Source organism: Xanthobacter versatilis (genome assembly GCF_043193975.1).
Lineage (GTDB): Bacteria > Pseudomonadota > Alphaproteobacteria > Rhizobiales > Xanthobacteraceae > Xanthobacter > Xanthobacter autotrophicus_E.
The window spans coordinates 1-1,707 of record NZ_JBAFVB010000026.1; the positions used below are offsets into that span (position 1 = coordinate 1).

2 tRNA genes and 1 rRNA gene are annotated in these 1,707 nt (G+C 55.7%); all 3 read left to right on the forward strand.

The features are described from left to right. The first annotated feature begins 79 nt into the window (after positions 1–79). Positions 80–156, forward strand: a tRNA-Ile gene (locus tag V5F66_RS22195). Positions 157–248: 92 nt separating this feature from the next. Continuing rightward, positions 249–324: transfer RNA gene (locus V5F66_RS22200), tRNA-Ala, on the forward strand. Positions 325–709: 385 nt separating this feature from the next. After that, a 23S ribosomal RNA gene (locus tag V5F66_RS22205) occupies positions 710–1,707 on the forward strand; the annotation flags it as partial.

Genomic DNA, 1,707 nt, shown 5'->3' on the forward strand with positions numbered 1-1,707 from the left:
CACCGCCGTCTTCGTTTCTCTTTCTTCACGGACAAGCTTGACGCCGAGGGCGTGCGCCTTATAGGTGCATGCCGGTTTCGGGCCTGTAGCTCAGATGGTTAGAGCGCACCCCTGATAAGGGTGAGGTCGGACGTTCGAGTCGTCCCAGGCCCACCACTTCTTCTGGTGACAGATCTGGGGCAGCGGCGTTTCCGCTGCGGCCTTTGTCCTTGCAAATGCGTTCCAAACGTCTGTGGCATCTGTCAAAAGGGGCCATAGCTCAGTTGGGAGAGCGCGTGCTTTGCAAGCATGAGGTCGTCGGTTCGATCCCGTCTGGCTCCACCATTTCCCTCACCGGAAATGCTGGGCAGAATGGCTTGGCGTTGGCAGCAAGGGCTGTCTTTGAGTTTGTCCGTGAGATCCTGTTTTGCATGTTCCGCAACATGCCGGCTGAGCGCTGTGCGCCTTCCGGTGGGATATGCACGGCTTTATGACATCGTGAATATGGGCATTGATCGACTGAACCGCAGTAATGTGGTCGGGTCGTGGAGGGCAGGCGCAAGTCTGTTCTGATGCGATCGTTGGGTGCTGACCGCACCTTCGTCGAGACAATGCGAAGCTGGTCTTTTCAAATATGACCGTCGATCCATTTGACCAGGTGGCGCAAGCTGCCGGGGCAAATTCCCGCAAGGGTGACCTCTGCCGAGGGGTGGGCATCGACGATGAGAACGATCAAGTGTCTTAAGGGCATTCGGTGGATGCCTTGGCGCTAAGAGGCGAAGAAGGACGTGATACGCTGCGATAAGCTTCGGGGAGCTGCGAATGAGCTTTGATCCGGAGATTTCCGAATGGGGAAACCCACCTTCGAAGACTGGAACTCCGAGGTTTCGACCTCGGAAGGGCTTTGGCCCAACGAGGTTTAGGCTTCGGATTTCCAGTTTTCAGATGAAGGTATTTAACCCTGAATACATAGGGGTTAAAAGCTAACCCGGGGAACTGAAACATCTAAGTACCCGGAGGAAAGGACATCAACAGAGACTCCGCTAGTAGTGGCGAGCGAACGCGGACTAGGCCAGTGGCGAATGCGAGACAAGTGGAACCGGTCAGGAAAGCCGGGCCTCAGAGGGTGATAGCCCCGTACACGTAATGCGAACATTCGTCCTCGAGTAAGGCGGGACACGTGAAATCCTGTCTGAACATGGGGGGACCACCCTCCAAGCCTAAGTACTCCTTAGCGACCGATAGCGAACCAGTACCGTGAGGGAAAGGTGAAAAGCACCCCGACGAGGGGAGTGAAACAGTTCCTGAAACCGGATGCCTACAAACAGTGGGAGCTCAAGGTTCGTCCTGAGTGACCGCGTACCTTTTGTATAATGGGTCAGCGACTTAGTCTGGCGAGCAAGCTTAAGCCGATAGGCGTAGGCGCAGCGAAAGCGAGTCTGAACAGGGCGTTCAGTTCGTCGGATTAGACCCGAAGCCGGGTGATCTAGCCATGAGCAGGTTGAAGGTGGGGTAACACCCACTGGAGGACCGAACCGGTGCCTGTTGAAAAAGTCTCGGATGACTTGTGGCTAGGGGTGAAAGGCCAACCAAACCCGGAAATAGCTGGTTCTCCGCGAAAGCTATTTAGGTAGCGCCTCGTGCGAATACTCCTGGGGGTAGAGCACTGGAAGGGCTAGGGGGTCCCACAGACCTACCAAACCTTACCAAACTCCGAATACCAGGAAG